General features: G+C 40.4%; 19 protein-coding genes. 4 read left to right on the top strand and 15 right to left on the bottom strand.

Going from position 1 to position 15,972, the window contains the following annotated elements; all coding sequences use genetic code 11:
* Positions 1-179: 179 nt before the first annotated feature.
* Entirely contained in the window at positions 180-788 is a 609-nt protein-coding gene (recR, locus tag CWB85_RS13730) for a recombination mediator RecR (RefSeq protein ID WP_016707770.1), read from the bottom strand.
* A gap of 277 nt (positions 789-1,065) precedes the next feature.
* Between recR and CWB85_RS13725 the strand changes: the two genes are divergently transcribed.
* The gene (locus CWB85_RS13725; RefSeq protein WP_138555195.1) at positions 1,066-1,413 is read left to right on the top strand and encodes a Plug domain-containing protein; all 348 of its coding nucleotides are present in this window, start codon (positions 1,066-1,068) and stop codon (positions 1,411-1,413) included.
* On the top strand, positions 1,349-1,651 hold the full coding sequence (locus tag CWB85_RS13720; RefSeq protein ID WP_138555194.1) for a hypothetical protein: 303 nt from the start codon (positions 1,349-1,351) through the stop codon (positions 1,649-1,651). Before CWB85_RS13725 ends, CWB85_RS13720 begins: the two co-directional genes overlap by 65 nt.
* Before the next feature lie 85 nt (positions 1,652-1,736).
* On the opposite strand, the gene CWB85_RS13715 is transcribed toward CWB85_RS13720, so the two are convergent.
* The 7 genes from CWB85_RS13715 to CWB85_RS13690 form a co-directional block, all read right to left on the bottom strand.
* Entirely contained in the window at positions 1,737-2,063 is a 327-nt protein-coding gene (locus tag CWB85_RS13715; RefSeq protein WP_016707773.1) for a YbaB/EbfC family nucleoid-associated protein, read from the bottom strand.
* Between the two features lie 55 nt (positions 2,064-2,118).
* Positions 2,119-4,455, bottom strand: a complete 2,337-nt coding sequence (gene dnaX / locus CWB85_RS13710) for a DNA polymerase III subunit gamma/tau (protein ID WP_138555193.1) — start codon at positions 4,453-4,455, stop codon at positions 2,119-2,121.
* A 3-nt stretch (positions 4,456-4,458) separates the two neighbouring features.
* Positions 4,459-5,004, bottom strand: coding sequence for an adenine phosphoribosyltransferase (gene apt / locus CWB85_RS13705; protein WP_016707775.1), 546 nt, complete (start codon positions 5,002-5,004; stop codon positions 4,459-4,461).
* Between the two features lie 128 nt (positions 5,005-5,132).
* Positions 5,133-5,255 (bottom strand): hypothetical protein, encoded by a 123-nt coding sequence (locus tag CWB85_RS22980; protein WP_016707776.1) that lies wholly within the window; start codon positions 5,253-5,255, stop codon positions 5,133-5,135.
* A 73-nt stretch (positions 5,256-5,328) separates the two neighbouring features.
* Positions 5,329-6,078 (bottom strand): HvfC family RiPP maturation protein, encoded by a 750-nt coding sequence (locus CWB85_RS13700; protein WP_016707777.1) that lies wholly within the window; start codon positions 6,076-6,078, stop codon positions 5,329-5,331.
* A gap of 1 nt (position 6,079) precedes the next feature.
* Positions 6,080-6,934: an HvfB family MNIO-type RiPP peptide maturase gene (locus tag CWB85_RS13695; protein ID WP_138555192.1), complete on the bottom strand. Its 855-nt coding sequence runs from the start codon at positions 6,932-6,934 to the stop codon at positions 6,080-6,082.
* 70 nt (positions 6,935-7,004) lie between these two features.
* Positions 7,005-7,427 carry an HvfA family oxazolone/thioamide-modified RiPP metallophore gene (locus CWB85_RS13690; protein ID WP_138555191.1) on the bottom strand — a complete coding sequence of 141 codons (423 nt, stop codon included), beginning with the start codon at positions 7,425-7,427 and terminating at the stop codon, positions 7,005-7,007.
* Positions 7,428-7,746: 319 nt separating this feature from the next.
* Between CWB85_RS13690 and CWB85_RS13685 the strand changes: the two genes are divergently transcribed.
* Together CWB85_RS13685 and CWB85_RS13680 are read left to right on the top strand one after the other, a co-directional pair.
* A complete protein-coding gene (locus CWB85_RS13685) occupies positions 7,747-8,703 on the top strand; it encodes a tRNA-dihydrouridine synthase (protein WP_138555190.1) in 957 nt (318 codons plus the stop codon).
* Between the two features lie 71 nt (positions 8,704-8,774).
* Positions 8,775-9,119 (top strand): TraR/DksA family transcriptional regulator, encoded by a 345-nt coding sequence (locus tag CWB85_RS13680; protein ID WP_016707781.1) that lies wholly within the window; start codon positions 8,775-8,777, stop codon positions 9,117-9,119.
* A gap of 5 nt (positions 9,120-9,124) precedes the next feature.
* Here CWB85_RS13680 and CWB85_RS13675 read toward each other — a convergent pair whose 3' ends face one another.
* The 7 genes from CWB85_RS13675 to CWB85_RS13645 all read right to left on the bottom strand — a co-directional run bounded on the left by CWB85_RS13675 (position 9,125) and on the right by CWB85_RS13645 (position 15,213).
* Positions 9,125-10,135 carry a hypothetical protein gene (locus CWB85_RS13675; RefSeq protein WP_138555189.1) on the bottom strand — a complete coding sequence of 337 codons (1,011 nt, stop codon included), beginning with the start codon at positions 10,133-10,135 and terminating at the stop codon, positions 9,125-9,127.
* Between the two features lie 105 nt (positions 10,136-10,240).
* On the bottom strand, positions 10,241-11,500 hold the full coding sequence (locus CWB85_RS13670) for a tetratricopeptide repeat protein (protein WP_016707783.1): 1,260 nt from the start codon (positions 11,498-11,500) through the stop codon (positions 10,241-10,243).
* An 11-nt stretch (positions 11,501-11,511) separates the two neighbouring features.
* A complete protein-coding gene (locus tag CWB85_RS13665; protein ID WP_016707784.1) occupies positions 11,512-12,129 on the bottom strand; it encodes an energy transducer TonB in 618 nt (205 codons plus the stop codon).
* Complete coding sequence (locus CWB85_RS13660) at positions 12,129-12,533, bottom strand: ExbD/TolR family protein (RefSeq protein WP_016707785.1); 405 nt, start codon at positions 12,531-12,533, stop codon at positions 12,129-12,131. Before CWB85_RS13660 ends, CWB85_RS13665 begins: the two co-directional genes overlap by 1 nt.
* A gap of 14 nt (positions 12,534-12,547) precedes the next feature.
* Positions 12,548-13,072, bottom strand: a complete 525-nt coding sequence (locus tag CWB85_RS13655; RefSeq protein ID WP_016707786.1) for a MotA/TolQ/ExbB proton channel family protein — start codon at positions 13,070-13,072, stop codon at positions 12,548-12,550.
* Positions 13,072-14,436: a MotA/TolQ/ExbB proton channel family protein gene (locus CWB85_RS13650; RefSeq protein WP_016707787.1), complete on the bottom strand. Its 1,365-nt coding sequence runs from the start codon at positions 14,434-14,436 to the stop codon at positions 13,072-13,074. Before CWB85_RS13650 ends, CWB85_RS13655 begins: the two co-directional genes overlap by 1 nt.
* A gap of 6 nt (positions 14,437-14,442) precedes the next feature.
* Positions 14,443-15,213, bottom strand: a complete 771-nt coding sequence (locus CWB85_RS13645) for a DUF3450 domain-containing protein (protein ID WP_016707788.1) — start codon at positions 15,211-15,213, stop codon at positions 14,443-14,445.
* Between the last annotated feature and the right edge of the window lie 759 nt (positions 15,214-15,972).

Genomic DNA, 15,972 nt, shown 5'->3' with positions numbered 1-15,972 from the left:
ATAGCTAATACCAATCGATTTAAATATTTAACCATTCTAGCGAGCTAAATAAAGCGCTAACTGCGTTATAAATGGTCTGTAACTTATCACGATTGGTATAACTTATTTTAAATTGTCTAATAAAAAGCCTGAAAATGCCTGTCTTTAGCTTTCAAAGAATTTGACTTAGTACAATAAAACTAACTTTGGCTGACAACACGTCGGCCACTAAAAGCATGCATCAAGGTCATACCATCGAGTAAATCAAGTTCCCCGCCAACTGGAATGCCATGTGCAATACGTGATGCAGCAACGTTATAGCGATGGCACAGCTGAGCGATATAATGCGCTGTGGTTTCGCCTTCAACCGTCGGGTTAGTGGCTAAAATCACTTCATTGATGCCGCCTTGCTGCAATTTTTGCTCAAGCACGTCAAGGCCAATTTCATTAGGGCCAATGCCATCAATGGGTGATAGGTGTCCCATCAGCACAAAATACAGACCTTTGTATTGCCCTGTTTGTTCGATTGCCAACACATCAGTAGGTGATTCAACCACACATAAAATACCACTGTCTTGGCGCTTTGGACTCAAACAAATTTCACACTGTGGTTGCTCTGCAAATGTACGGCACGATTGACAATGACCAATCGCGGTCATTGCTTTGCTCAGTGCAGCACCTAGCTGAGCGCCACCTTTACGGTCACGCTCAAGTAAATGAAATGCAATGCGTTGTGCAGACTTTGGTCCAATGCCTGGCTGACAGCGCAACGCTTCAATGAGTGCAGAAAGAGAAGTTGATAATTGCATAAAATACTTTTAGCACCTTAATAATGACGAAAGTGATTGGCTTATTCATAGGATATACCCAAGCCGATTAAGGATACAAAATTCTTCATCCTTAATCATGCTACATACGCGATAATATCAGAAAACATTCCGCTTAGGCAGCTCGAAAACATTCCTGAAATATTATTAACAAACCTATTTGTAAAAACATGTTCCCAAAATAGATTTAACCTTATAATATCGATACGTTATAACATATTTTTAAGAAATAAAAACAACCATTAAGTCGGAACTCATCATGAACCAGTCTTTAATTACAATCAGTGCCTTCGCGTGCTTGGTTAATTCAAATAACTTGATATCTAATGAATTAGAAAGAATAGAGGTTAACGGTACACGTACTCCTTTGTACAGCACTCGCGATATTAACGCGTCAGCCCTCGGCCCTAAAGATGCACAGAATATCCCTATCTCAATTCAATCTTTCTCTGAAGAGCTAATTAGCAACCAACGCGTAAAAACCCTAGGCGAGGTATTAGCTAATGATGCATCCGTACAAAACACCTCGATAGGAACCGTATTTGAGCCAGCATGCCTACATGTCAGCGGTAGAGCAACACCATCAAAAGCTGAAGCATTTTTTTAAAACAGACATTGTAAAAGCAAGTCAAGCAGGTGATTTCTCTCCTTGTAACGGCTGCAATGCCAAACCTACATTGACTGATTTAGCAACCATTCTTCAATTCAACATGCCAACAAGCACAATTCCTCTTGCCATTTGGTCTTTAGCTTTACTATTTTTGATAAGCTTTGGTTTAGCTATAATTACCAAACGCAGAGTGACTCAAATCGGCTTAGCAGATGCTCAGCAGGTAGTAGTGTAAATCCATCAGTAAGGACTTCTAGTTTAAAAACACAAAAGCCCAAGTAAAACTTGGGCTTTTAAACAACGGTTGTGTTGTAATAAATTTAGAACGGCATTTTCATACCTGGTGGTAATTGCATACCACCTGTTACTTTACTCATACGCTCTTGTGTTTCTTCAGCTACACGGCGTACCGCGTCATTACACGCCGCAGCAAGTAAATCTTCAATCATGTCTTTGTCGTCTTCCATTAAGCTTTCATCTAGCTCAACGCGACGAACATTATGGTTACCAAGCATCGTTACTTTGACTAAACCAGCACCGGCTTCTCCAACCACCTCTAAGTTAGCAATTTCGTCTTGGGCTTTTTGCATGCGCTCTTGCATTTGCTGCGCTTGCTTCATCATATTACCCATTCCACCTTTAAACATAACTTTCTCTCTTTCTATTTCTAATTGCCATGAAGATAAGGGCTATTGCAGTGAATTACAATGCCTGAATACTGTTTTCATCGATAATTGCAGAAAATAGCTGCTGCAACTGCACGATGTTTTCATCATTGTTGATCACATCGATCGCTTGCTGATGACGTCCCGCATCTATTTTTTGCTGAATTAAATACGGCGAGTCAATTACTCCTGCTGCAAAGTTAATTGTCAGCTCAACATTGTGCTCATAGATAGCTGCAAGTGCTGCACTTAACTTTTGCCGTAACATCGGGGTATCGAGGTGTTTTTGTGATTCATCCACTTCTAAATGCAGTTGTTGTTGCTGTTTAGAATAAATTGAATGCAATGCAAACTGACGCATCCGCCCACCAAGCCCCATACGCTTAATTAAATAAGCCCACTCATCTTGCTGATGCGCAAAACGAATATCGCTGATCGGACTTTGAAAATCATCCGGCACTTGAATATTTATTTCAGGCTCGGCTTCAGCCACCACTTTTTGTGGATTAATTTGCTCCAATAACTCGGGCGCTAAATTTTCTACTATCGTCTGATGCTTTTCTTTAAAGTCAGGCTTGATAACCTTTGTTGGCATACTCTTAGGTGTGTAGCTGCCAGCCTCGGCTTGACTAGGTGTCCCCGTTATCTGGGGTTGTGACTTTTTTTCGTGAGGAGTACTCTCAATTTCGGGAGGGGGACTCGTTTGCACCTGAGTTGATGCTTTTCCACCAGATAAAGTGCCTGCACCTGAAATATTTCTATCACGTAAAATACGAGCAATTGCAGACTGTGCTTGCGCTTCTTGTTGACTAATATCTGTCGCCATTGGTTCCACTGACGAATTGCTACTGTGTAAAGCCGAATCTGTTTGTTCACCATGATGAGCATTGTCAGGCTGAAAACCTTGCTCAACCGCGTTACTCATCACATCATCATATTGTGATGCTAACTGTTGCTCAAGTTCGGCCTCTGATGCGTACTCAGTGTCATGTATATTGTTCAATTGCGGCGTCATTGACGTCGCTTGCATAAGCTGATTATTCGCTACGCTAAATGGCTGTTGTTCCTGCTCTTGTTCTTGCTCTATAACTTGGGGGGTATCAGTATTCCTAATTGTTTTTTCATCATCAACAACCGCAGATGAAGTGGCGTGCTCAGTTGTTTGATCAGCAATAGATTCTGATGGTGCAGGCTTATTTTTATTAAGAATATCCCTGAGAGAGCCCGCACGATCACGCTTCTCATCAGCCGATGTGGCTGTTGAGGTTGTGCTGACAAGAGCTTGGTTATCAATTGGTTGAAATGCCAGTAAACGCAGCATGATCATTTCAAAACCTAAACGTGGTTCAGGCGCCCATTGTAAATCTTTTTTACCGTTAAGCAGCAATTGATAATAAACCTGAATTTGCTGTGAGTCGCAGCTAAGCGCTACTTCACTAATAAATTCTCGGTTGTAATCATCTAACTTGGCTGCATCAGGCACTAATTGGCTTAACTGCACTAAATGTGTCAGACCGATAAGATCGTCTAACAAAGCCGTATAATTTGCATGCTTGCTGGCGACTTGCTCTATTTGCGCCATTAATGCAGCGCCATCTTGGGCTAATAATGCGACCAACAAGTGTTGGCTATAATGGTTGTCCATCAAGCCTAACATTGCTTGTACTGCTTGATGCTTGATATCACCATTGGTTTGTGCAATTGCCTGATCGGTTAAGCTCAATGCATCACGCATACTACCATCAGCCGCTTTGGCGATAATTTGCAGTGCTTGTGTTTCAAAACGGAGTTTTTCTTCGCCTAATACATACTCAAGTTGTTGGCGTATTTCAGACTGCGATAATGAATTGAGATTAAATTGCAAGCAACGTGATAAAATTGTGACCGGAAGTTTTTGCGGATCAGTGGTGGCGAGTAAAAATTTAACGTGCTCTGGGGGTTCTTCAAGCGTTTTTAATAATGCGTTAAAACTATGCTTTGAGAGCATATGCACTTCATCGATAAGGTACACTTTGTAGCGACCACGAGTGGGGGCATATTGTACGTTATCAAGAATTTCTCGGGTGTCTTCAACCTTCGTCCGTGATGCCGCATCAATTTCAAGCAAGTCAATGTAACGCCCTGCTTCAATATCTGTACAGCTACTACATTGCCCGCAAGGTTGTGCCGAAATCCCTTCGTCACAATTTAAACTTTTTGCGAAAATTCGCGCGATGGTGGTTTTACCCACCCCGCGAGTCCCAGTGAATAAATAAGCGTGATGCAGTCTATTTTGTGTTAAAGCATTGACTAATGCTTGTTTCACATGTGACTGTCCAACCAGTTCATGAAAGGTCTGTGGTCGCCATTTTCTCGCTAGGACTTGATAACTCATTAATTATTCGCCTTCGAATTCAACCAATTTAAGAATTTTAATACCCATTTTTTCAATACGTTGCTCGCCGCCCAGTTCAGGTAACGATACTACAAATGCTGCATCTGTCGCATGACCACCTAATTTGTTCACTAACTTAGCAGTCGCTTCGATCGTACCACCAGTCGCTAATAAGTCATCCACTAAGAGCACTTTATCACCAGGGACAATCGCATCTGTATGTAATTCTAAAATATCTTCACCATATTCTAGCTGGTAATCTTGAGAGATCACAGCCCGTGGCAACTTGCCCGGTTTACGCACAGGAATAAACGGGATACCAAGCGCATATGAAAGTGGTGCACCAAAAATAAAGCCACGAGATTCAGTACCAATGATTTTGGTAAAACCTTGATCTTTATAAGCACTAATGAATGCATTAATAGTTGCTTGGAATGCAGCCGGATCAGCCATTAACGTTGTTACATCACGGAACATAATGCCCGCTTTCGGGTAGTCCGCAATAGTAGTAATACTATCTTTGATGATAGATGGAGTTACTTGAGTCATAATTTAAATTATTTTATCTGTAATATTACAAAGCAAATAAGTATAACATCACAAAAATCAGTTGTCGGCAGGAAGTTTAGAAAAAGATAAGGCTGCAAAGGCAGCCTCTGAATTTGCTTGGTGCAAAATTAAGATACTGTGGTGATCCAACCTAGGATTGCATTTAAGCAGCCGATCCCAACAAACACAGCTAAAAATGCAAGAAAATACATTGCATTAAATGGGTCTTTAAAATCTTTATCTTCAGACATTGGTACTACCTTTTATTAAGCGCGACAAATTAAGGCGCTCATAATAGACGATGTAAAATAATCAATAAAGGTTTTAAGCGTGATTTTTTGTCACGATGACGCCACGGTCTGCCATCGCACTTAGCGTCGCAATTGCACCTTGCTGTAATTGTTCTATTGTAAATTGTTGGGCGTGCTGCGCAACTTGCGCTACCAGAGCAGATAATTGAATACCCGGTGTACTATCTATAATAGACAACAGCAAAGCTGTCATTGCATTGGTCGCAAGAAACTGCACTTCATCGTCTATATCACGATACACCACAAAGTAATGAGGCTGCTCACTAGGCTGCTGTGGCTGAAAATCAGCACTGATATGCTGTACAGGAAATTGATAACTTAGATTTCTAGCGCTACTACTTAAGTATAACGCCGCCTCACATAACTCCCCAGTAATGGGGCACTCCATTAAGTCTGTTTGCACTATAGATACATCAAGCTCAATCCATTCATAATGGGCAAGCTCCAGCATAAATACAGGATCACTTGCTTGAAATGTGTAGTCACTGCTTAAATATGCAACAAATTCAGCGGCAATATCCAAAAAGTAAGGTGATTGACAATCGTGCTCAGCAAAAAAACGCCGAATTAGCTGTAACCAGTCATCATCACAGTAGAGTGTTTTTAAAACTGGGAAGCCTGAGGAAATAAAACCGTTGATATTATTAAAAAATAAATCACGGTAAATCGCCATGCGACGATCTTCGATACCATCAGGCTTTGCTTGTCGTTGCGGGTTTCGTATATGCGCCATAAAGGCATTTTGGGTATCAATCAAACTCATATTAAGCACTTTCTTTATTTTCAGTAATCGCATGCTTCGCTTGTAACTGATGAATTATATCTAATTCTTTTATAAGCTCAGCTACGCTTGGAATATTAAAGTCACGCTCTAATAAAGTAGGAAACACACCGTGATGTTGGTATGCAAGATCAAGTAGGTGCCATACCGGATCAATCACATCGGCACCGTGAGTATCAATAATTAAATCATCCGCTTCATTATAGTGTCCTGCAACATGCCCATAAGCAATTCGATGTGAGGGCAAATTTGCTAAAAAGTGTTCACTGTCGTAACCATGATTGATTGAATTCACATATATATTATTTACATCAAGGAGCAATTTACAGTCCGCTTGCTGCAGAACCTCATTAGTAAAATCCAATTCGCTGATCTGCTGATCTGGCGCGGCATAATAAGAAACATTTTCAATGGCGATTTGCTGCTCTAAAATATCTTGTACTTGCTTAATGCGCGGTACAACATGCTTAATTGCCTCTTCTGTAAAGGGAATAGGCATTAAGTCATACATATGACCGCTACCAGAGCAATAACTAAGGTGTTCACTAAAAAGTTTAATATTATGGGTGTCGAAAAACACTTTTAACGATTTTACAAATTCAATATCTAGCGGTTCAGCAGAGCCAATAGACAATGATAAACCATGGCAAACGAAATTATTTGTATCTGTCAGTTGCTTAAACTGTTTGGCAAATCGTCCTCCCAACTTTAACCAATTCTCTGGTGCCACTTCCATAAAATCAATTTGACTTGGTATTTGGGTGAGCAGCTCGTCGAGCATCTCACGGCGCAAACCAAGACCTACCATGCCAAATTCATCTTGTTTCATTTCTGCCATTTTAATCTCCACCAATAAAAAGGGCCTATGCAGGCCCTTATTATGCATTGCGACTAATCGTAAAACTTAATTAGCTACGGCCACCGCATTTACCTTCGCCGCACTTACCTTCTTTTTTGGCCTTTGCGTCTTTAGCATCGCCACCGCATTTGCCTTCGCCACACTTGCCTTCTTTTTTCGCTTTTACGTCTTTAGCATCGCCGCCACATTTACCTTCGCCGCACTTACCTTCTTTTTTGGCTTTTGCGTCTTTAGCATCGCCACCACATTTGCCTTCGCCGCACTTGCCTTCTTTTTTAGTTTTGTGCTCTTTTGCATCACCACCGCATTTACCTTCGCCACATTTACCTTCGGTAGCATCAACTTGGTAACCCGTTACCATTTGTTGAAATTCAAAAGGGTTAGCTTGAGCATCTGCAGAAATAAAGCTTGTGCTGCCAACTACGACTGCGCCTAATGTTAACGCAATTGAATTCTTTTTAATTGTATTCATTTTATGACTCTCTCTAAACAAAGGATGTATACCCAAACCACCTCAAGATACTAATTCTGTATCTTGAGGTGGTTTGGGTATATTAGTAGACCTCGCTACAAAAAATAATATTTCACTTGCTCGCAAGTTTTTACATTATTTTTGCTTTCACGGCAAAAGTCACACAACTGACGAGATTAACTATGGGAGTAAAATCGGGATTTATCAATATATATTATAACTAAGCATTTATAGCTTAGCTGCATGATTGGCATCTTGAGGTAGCTTCAGTATACAGGTAGACTACGCTCCCTTTGCAGTAGTATTAAGTGCCTCTATTATGAAATTAGTTTTAGCGCCTATGGAAGGAGTTGTCGACTTTAAAATGCGTCAACTACTCACCGATATTGGTGGTTTTGATCTATGCGTAACAGAATTTGTTCGTGTAATAGATGCTTGTCTACCTGACAAAGTGTTTAATCGCTACTGCCCAGAGCTTACCAATCATGGATTAACTCGCGCTGGTACACCTGTACGTATCCAATTACTTGGTCAAGTGGCACATGCTTTAGCTGAAAATGCGGTAAGAGTAATCGAATTGGGTTCCCACGGGGTTGACCTTAATTTTGGTTGTCCAGCGAAAACCGTCAACAAGAGCAAAGGCGGGGCTGTGCTACTCAAAGATCCAGAGCACATGTATGAAATCATCAAAGCAGTCCGTGATGCAGTACCTAGTGAGCATCAAGTCAGTGCCAAAATTCGCTTAGGCTTTGATGATGATAGTAATAGCCAAGAAATTGTTGATGCTGTTGTTAGCGCTGGTGCTACAAGCATAGCTATCCATGCCCGTACTAAACGCGATGGCTACAACCCCCCTGCTTATTGGGAAAAAATTCCACCACTGATTAAAGATAAAAACATTGCGGTGGTCGCAAATGGTGAAATTTGGCAAGTAGAAGATGCATTACTGTGTCAGCAACGCAGTGGCTGTACAGATTTAATGCTTGGTCGTGGTGCACTCTCACACCCTGATTTAGCCCGCAAAATAAAAGCACATGTAAACAATGAGCAATACACAGGATTACAATGGGAGCATGTGCTGTATCACTTAATTCACTCTGCAATACATCAGGATCCAGCCAAAGACGAAAAGTATTTTGCTGCGCGTACTAAGCAATGGTTAGGCTATTTAAAACGTCAATATAGTCAAGCAGATATATTATTTGATGAAATAAGACGATTAAAGATAAAAGAAGATGTCGCTAATGTTTTGAAAAAATACGCTATTGCACCTTAATTTGACACACATCATAGTAGACTTTTTTTAATTAATGAATACTGCAGCATTGCTCAATCAGGATAATGATAATGGTCAATGCTCAACACCACCTACAACATTTAAATCAAGAGTTAGATCAAGTTAGGGCTTCTTTGCTCTTCACACTATCAAACTCAACTAACCTATTACATCAATCACTTGCTGAAACCTTGCAACAGAATAACCCTGAGCAATGGTTAGAGCTCATGCAAAAACAGCTTGGCACTGAATATAAAGAAAGTATTACTCGCTTAGAAAAGCTTGAAGCTGCGGTATGCCAAATAGATATTGGTCAATATGGTTACTGCTGTGATTGTGAGGAAAAAATTGACTCGCAACGGCTTAATGCCGATCCAACTGTACAACGTTGTATACGCTGCGAGTCAAATTCATAATGTAGTTACTGCGGTGTAAGTAATGAGGCAAACGAGAAGCTTTGTGCTGGGTAAAAAATGATATCAGCAAGTAAATAATCAACTTGTTGTGGCGTCATTTGTAAATGTTTCAGTAAATTCACTCTCGCTTGTTGCACAGTCCAAGCATGGTAATGGATCCCCAAGTCGGTTTCCATCATAGCTAACCAAAATGTGCGCTCTTCAGGCGTTAGCCGTGTTGCGATTTGTGCTGCATTAAGTGTGAGCTCATGGTAATTCTGTGCCCAATCAAAACCAGCTGTGTTCTGCTTAGATAATGTAAAACGTTGTGCAAGTACTGAATGCTGATGATTCTCAGCAAAAGTAATCATGTAAGGGACTTGCTTCATGTCCTTTAGCTGAGCTTGTATTGCAACTAACCAGTTTATTGGTGCTTTAGTTATACCAGAAAAGTAATTTAATTTACTTTGATACCAAGGCCCGCCATTAGATAAGCCATATAAACCAACACTCCCGCGTGGCGTATAGCTTGCTAAATAATCATTAAACTGAATAAGTGTGCGCTTAATTGTCTCAGGTAAGTCACTACGAGCAAGGCTTTTCGTTACCTGTGACTGTAGCGCAGTAAGTTCAATTGAATTGAGTCTTAGCTTACTTTCTTTAGCTGCTACTAGTTGTTGTTGAGTAAAGCCAATCCAGTTATTAATAGCGTCAGTAATGTCGTTATGCTGATTGTGATCCAGCATATTATCCAGCACTGGAATATGTGCAGGCCAAGTAAAATAACGCTGCGGAAAACGCTCTGCAATAATAAGATAATCCAATGAGCTCTGCGCAGCTGGTGTTAACTCAAGCCCTTTCATAGCTTTATAGATATTGTGCCGCTCCTTTAAATAGGCAGCACTGAATGGAAACTGTGACTCAGACACACTGCTAATTGCATCTGTTGGTCTTAGAAATTGATTTAATCTCTGCAATGCTTGTTGAGCTTGCTCTTTATTTTGATACTGGTTGTTTGTATCACCGCATGCACTCAAAAAAAGCACTAAGAGACATAGCCATATTAGGTGTTTTATCATCAGTGTAATCCAATAAAAAAAGCCCCTGAGGGGCTTTTTAATAATTGCTATAGCAAATTAAAGTTAAATTTTAACACCGTTGCGAGCGGCTTTATCTTTAATAAATGTAGACCAACCTTTAGCAAACTTGCGAGTGCGAGGGTCATCCATTGCTTTAGTAATTGCAGCATAAGCTTGCTTATACTTTTCTTGATAGTAATAAGCTTCTGCTAAATCTGAATAAATAGTTCCTTGCTTATCAGAACCTAATTCAAGCGCCTTGTTCAAACGAACCACGGCTGCACTATAATTCTGCGACTGCAATAATAATGAACCTGCTTTGCGGTAAAGCTCAGCGTCGTCATCAAATTTTGCGGCTTCTTCATAGTACTTAGCTGCTTTTTCAATATCTTTAGAGCGATGGTAGTTACTTGCCACTGCGCTGATATTTTGTTTAGTACGTTTAACAATCTTATCATCAATTGACTTCTCTAAAACCTTAGCGGCTTTATAAGGAATTTCATTCAATGAATAGAAGTTAGACAAAACTTTATAATCAACTTCAGCTTCAAAGTAACCGTTTTTGTAAGCTACTTCCATCGTCGCAAGACCTGTTTTATAGTCTTCCGTCTGAAGGTAGTATTTACCTAAACTTACCCATGCTTTTTTATCGCCAGGCCAGATACGAACAATTTCTTCACCAACTTTAACCATATTTTTATAGTCTTTAAGTTCAAAGTAAGAACCTAATTTAAGTTGATAAGGGCCTTTATTAGGCTCTTTTTGAAGTTTAATTGCTTTATCAGCAGGTGAAAAAACGTCTTTGAATAATCCTAACTGGTAGTTAGCTTGGGCTATACGAGTATAAACCGTCGCATCTTCTTCACCAGTAAAATCCATCCACGCTACGTAAGCTTTTTTAGCTTTTTCATACTGCTCAGTACCCGCGTACATATCGCCTAATGTTTTTAAACTTTGCTCTTGATCAGCAAAATTTAAAATATCAGGGGCAACAGCTAACTCTAGGTGTTTAATCGCAGTTTTATACTGCTCTTTTTGACCATACATACTACCTAAGTAGCGGTTAACGGTTGCTTTGTCGAAATCATCAGACGCTTCGATTTCTTTCAACATGGCGATTGCTTCATCAAGCTTTTCTTCGTTATACAAGTCAAACGCTTTAATAACTTTTTTACCAACGCGCTCACCCATAACTCTAGTCTTAGCTTTTTTGCGCGCTTCAATCTTTGCGGCATCCGGCGCTGCTAGAACTGGTGCAGTAAATACTGCACCCGAGAGAGACATAAGTACCGCAAGTGCTGTTACTTTAGATAAATTTCTCATTACTTGCCTCCTTAGTTGCCTTGGTTAATTTTAAAGTCTAGCTGAACTTGTAAACCAACTTGCTTTTGCGGCTTACCGTCAATGATTTTAGGACGGTATTTCCACTTGCTCAGTGCACGCTTAGCTTCTCTATCGAAGATGCGTTTAGGGTCTGCGTCAATTACTTCAACATCAGTTACCCCACCCAGCTCATCGATTGAGAACGAAAGTTGTACCCAACCTTCTTTACCATCACGTGCCGCTTGTGTTGGATATTTTGGTTCAATACGAACGATAGGTGTCGCATCACCATCTCGTCCAAATGCCCCTGGACCACTTAGACCACCGGCCGAACTTCCCACATCGATGCTGCCCATATTAAATGACATTGCACCCGGATTAGGGTTGTTGTTTTCCGGCTGTGGCGGCTGCGGTTTAGGCGGCTGCTTTGGCGGTGGAGGCGGCGGAGGCGGTACACGCTTCCGTTCCTGCACCTTAGATTCAGGCGGATTCGTCATAATTTCGACTATGATCTGCTCTTTTTGTTCCGTATTACGGTCAGCCCCACCAGAGATGAGGAAGGCCATGAAGTAGAACAAGCCGAAAGTAACTGCCCCACCTGCAATCAGTGAAAACAGAAAACGAATCATTACTGATCTCCAGCTATTGAAATTCTCAGGTTATCACCCGTCGCTTTGATCTGGTCCATAACTTTAACCACTGTGCCGTGTTTTGCTTCTTTATCAGCTTGCAAAATTACAACTTCAGTAGGTTGTTCTGCTAGTAAGCTTTCAATTTTTGCTGAAACACGTTCAACATCAACTTGTTGCTTATCAATCCAGATCTCGCCGTTGTTACGAATCGCAATAAAAATGTTAGCATTTTTTTGCTTCGTAGCTTGGGCCGCTTTTGGTTTATTGACCTCGATACCAGCCTCTTTAACGAACGATGTAGTTACGATAAAGAAAATAAGCATGATAAATACGATGTCAAGCATTGGTGTCATATCTACCGCTGCTTCTTCTTCTTCACGAAAACGTTGTTTACGTGCCATATTTAATTCTCTCTCTAGTGATGAGGCATGCTATCTACAAGTTTGGCTTTCACCATTCTCGCTCTTGCCTCAAGGCGTGAGCTAAAGAATACTCCAGATAGTGCCGCAACCATTCCAGCCATTGTTGGGATTGTTGCCATTGAAATACCTGATGCCATTAAACGTGCATTACCTGTACCTTGGCTGGCCATGGTTTCGAAAACCGCGATCATACCCGTTACTGTACCAAGTAAGCCTATTAAAGGACAAACAGCTACTAATGTTTTAATCAACAACATACGCTGATCTAATTTTTCAGACGCTTCAGAAATCCATGCTTCACGGATTCTGTGTGCGTACCAAGACGTAGTGTCTTGGCGGGCATCCCACTTAGCTACAATTTCCTTCGACATGCGAGGAAACTCAGCAAGTAAGAACCAATAGCGCTCAATCATTAAAACCCACATAAGAAAGAGTGCTATCGCGACCACGTATAAAACCTGGCCGCCTGTGCCAACAAAATCCCTGATAGATTCCCAGATCTCCATCAGGACTAGCATTAGGCTTTCTCCTTCTCCGCGTGAGTCGCAACGATACCCGCGCTTTGCTCATCAAGGATGTGTAATACCGACTTACTACGACCCGCAACAACAGCGTGAAGAAGAATAAGTGGTAATGCAGCAATTAGACCTAGCGCAGTAGTTACAAGTGCTAGAGAGATGTTACCTGCCATGATTTTCGGATCACCTGTACCGAACAATGTGATTGTTTGGAACGTTAAGATCATACCGATTACCGTACCTAATAGACCAAGTAACGGCGCGATTGCAGCAAGAATTTTAATGATATTGATACCAGCTTCAATGCGTGGCGTTTCACGAAGAATCGCTTCATCTAATTTAAGCTCAAGGTTTTCAACGTCTTGGTTCTTGTTATCATGGTACACTTTAAGAATACGACCCAGTGGGTTGTTTGTATTCGGTGTAGCAACATTTTTAAGTTGGCTCTTAATCTTACTTGTAGTAAGTGTAAGGTCAACAAAACGAACTGCAGTGATTAAGATACCTAAACCTAATAACGCAGTGATGATGTAACCAACTACGCCACCTTGGTGGAAGTATTCTTCAAGCGTCGCTTTTTGTGTATTGATACGTAAGATAGCACCACGTGTTGGATCCACGTATACACCTGCATAGTTATCAGCAGAAGTATTTGCTAACTCATCGATACCAGCAAGGATATAGCTATCAGGTTGCTTACCTAGCGGCTGAATTGATTTAGTTTCTGGTGAATAGATTAAGTAGCCGTCGTCTGTAACTAAGTTAAAGTTACCGATACGTGTTACTTTTTTCACTGATGGGTTACCGTCAAGACCAGCAACTTCAGTTTCAAATGTAGAAACTTTAGCAGACTCAGTCATTTCAGTTTGTAGTGAAATCCAAAGCTCTTCTAATTCACGTACTGTTGGAAGTTCTTTAGCAGCAGCTAATGAACGTAAGATTTCAGCACGGCCTGGCTTTTCAGCAGAAACAAGTGATGCTTCGATTGAACCGATTGCATCTTGTGCTGCACGACGTACAACACCAAACATCTCACCTAAAGTACCTTGTGCACTTTGAAGAGCTGCTTCTTTTTCAGCTAAGGTGTTTTCGTTTTGTGCATATTGCTTTGTTAAGCTATCACCACGTGCTTTTTCAGCAGCTAATTGGCTTTTCGCTTTGTTAAGTAACGCTTGCTTATCAGCACGATCTGCTAAAAACTCTTGCTCACGTTGCTTATTGATTTTGCCTTCAGAGATACGCTCTTGCTTTACTTGCTCAAGGATTTTATCTAAAGCATCTGTATTTGCATGTGCATTAAGCGCGGTACCTGCAGAAACAGATAGTACTGCTGCAACAGCAAAACCTTTAAATAGTTTCTTCATTATTGATTACTCCGCGCCAAAGATTGGTAGTTTAACAAGTTCTAATGTCGCTTGCTTACGCGCCATACGAATAACTTCTTTAACAGGTTTTAGGTATTCATCACCTAATTCTTTCCACTGCTTAGTGTTGTTATCCCATACCCATGCGTGCTTTAAGTCAAACGATTGAGCAACGTAAGTGATACGACCTAGTTGGCCGAAATCAACGTTGATGCTCTTACCATCAATCTCTAAAGTACCTTGTGATGCAGCAACTAAAGAGCTGTATGCTGCTTCAATTGTGTATGCTTCTAATACTTGACGGAACTTCTCTGAAGTCGTTACAGAAGAAGAAACCATTGTTTCACGTAATCTTTCAACACGCGCCAAACGATTGTCACTGTTAAACGGAACGTCCGCTTTGATGAATTGCTCAAGCGTATCGATCATGCGATACATCAAAGGCACAACGTTTTGTTTTGTGTTGTCGATCGTCGCGATTTGACGGTCAAACGATTCAATTTGTGCATTTTGGTCAGCGACCAAACGTGCAACGTGATCGTTGTATACTTTCAAAAGCTCAGATTCATCAACTACGCTACGGTACTCAGCTAATAGCTCTTGAGTTTGACCATATACGTTGTCAATTTTAGTTTGAGACTTAACCGCAGCCGTTTGAATTTGTAGACCTGCTTTTTGCACGTCATTCAAAGGATCTGCAATCACATTGCTGCTTGCAAATGCAAACGCGCCAACCAACGCAGTTGCTACAAGACTCTTTCTGATTTTAACAGACATAGTTCCCAACCAATTAAGTAATGTTACTTTTATAATTTAATTACCTCCCGAAGGAGACAACCCTGATATCTTTTAATAGATATCAACCCTCCAATAATGCTAAATGCAATGCACGCTGTCAACTTGATGTTTGGAATTAGCTGGAAATAAATTAATTCAATCACTGCAAACTAAAACACGAAAAACAAAGGATTAACATTATTGTAACAGCAGTAATTTCCCATATAGTGTAAAAGCCGCTAACTAAGGAGTGTTTTATCTACTTTAGTTAATTGCAAAACATTAATGTAACATTCTGTCTGTAATTTTTAGGCGCTAAAAAAAGTTAATAATATTTTTAAATAAGCGTAATCATTCAGTAAAAAAGCCTTTTTATGCAGAAGTTCATTCACACCTGTGTTTAAAAAAACTTCAAATCAGAACATCAACTAAAAAAGTGTACTGACATTTTTACATCCAAATCTGCGTGTATGCTTTTTTATGCTGATAATAATCGTAACGGGTGATATTTCTATGCTGCCACGATTTAGTTTTATGTAAAAAACCTCTCAATGAATAACCTTAACTATCCCCAATAAGCAAACAGGGTTAATACCAATCGACTTAAATATTTAACCATTCTAGCGGGCTAAATAAAGCGCTAACTGCGTTATAAATTTTTCATGTAGAACAACTACATGTCAAAATTTATGCCTTGTTATCACTCCATTTATCTGTCGCTATAAATGGTCAGTAACTCAACACGATTGGTATAAAATC

The organism is Pseudoalteromonas sp. S1727, from assembly GCF_005886375.1.
GTDB lineage: Bacteria > Pseudomonadota > Gammaproteobacteria > Enterobacterales > Alteromonadaceae > Pseudoalteromonas > Pseudoalteromonas haloplanktis.
The sequence above is the reverse complement of the archived record's forward strand: the minus strand, read 5'-3'. Positions and strand labels throughout refer to the sequence as shown.